The sequence below is a fragment of the Streptomyces sp. NPDC055140 genome (assembly GCF_053607285.1).
In genome coordinates, this window is sequence record NZ_JBSGTG010000112.1 from 3373 (window position 1) to 4397 (window position 1025).

General features: G+C 71.7%; 2 protein-coding genes. Both read right to left on the reverse strand.

The window, feature by feature from the left end:
* Positions 1 to 224 (reverse strand): hypothetical protein (locus tag ACWFR4_RS47785; protein ID WP_453658139.1); only part of this gene is annotated, 224 nt, incomplete at its 3' end.
* A 249-nt stretch (positions 225 to 473) separates the two neighbouring features.
* Positions 474 to 905, reverse strand: coding sequence for a hypothetical protein (locus ACWFR4_RS47790; protein ID WP_453658141.1), 432 nt, complete (start codon positions 903 to 905; stop codon positions 474 to 476).
* Between the last annotated feature and the right edge of the window lie 120 nt (positions 906 to 1025).

Consider the following 1025-nt stretch of genomic DNA (forward strand, 5'->3'; position numbering starts at 1 on the left):
GCGCTGGCGTGGTCGTTGATGCGGGCGCTGGGGTTAAAGATCAGGCGCAGGGGCGTGCCGTCGGGGCGGGTGGCTTCGGTGACGGGCTGGCGGTGCTCGTAGCCGAGGATGAACGCGAAGTCGTTGGTGTTGAGGTAGACGGTGGCGGTGAACACATCTGCCGTCGCAGTGTCCTTCACGGGGGATGCAGTGGTGATGGAGCGGTGGTTGATGGCGGTGGTCACGGTGGATCTCCCGTCGGGGTAGGGCTGGCGGTGGGATGGACGATGCCGCGGGAGGCGGTAAGCGAGACAAGCCCCGAACACCCGCCCCCGACCCGGAGGGCCGGGGGCGCGGGGTGGTTCCGGGTGCACCGAACGCGAAGGCCCACCCCGGAGACGGGGCGGGCCATGTGCGGGCGGCGGGGGCGGGGGCGGTCCGGAGGTACGGGGCGCGGGCGGGGCCGGGGCCGACAGGAAGGGGCCGGTGCAGGGTCACTGCATGAGGTCGAAGCCCTCCGGGGCAACGGTGACGAACACGGCGTTCCCGCTGGGCGTGGTGATGATCAGAACGTCACCGACGGCGATCGGACGCAAGCTCGACGGCCAGAACTGGCCGTGGTCGTCGCGCAGTCCGAGATTGCTGACACAGAACGCCGCTCCGGCAGCCCCGGCGACCTCGTCCCTGGCGTCGCTGGCATCGCTGGCGTCGGTGGCGTCGGTGGCGTGGAAGACCAGACGTACCGGCTCGCCCTCGACGGCGGCCTGGGTGATGACGTGGCCGCTGCGGAAGCCGGGGAAGGGGCGCGGGGGGGGGTTGAGGTAGACGGTCACGGTGTGGTCGCTACAGGGCGGGGCGGTCGGAGGCTGCGGGACGTCGATACGGGCGGTGGCGACGGTGCGGGGCGGGTTCACGGCGGTGGTCACGACAGGGCTCCCAGGAATCCGGCGGAGTGGGTGTAGGGGTGAGAGTCGGGGCACGGTCGGCTAGCGCGGCAACCCCGCCAGGACGTGCAGCCATTCACCACACACGACACGGGCCGCGGC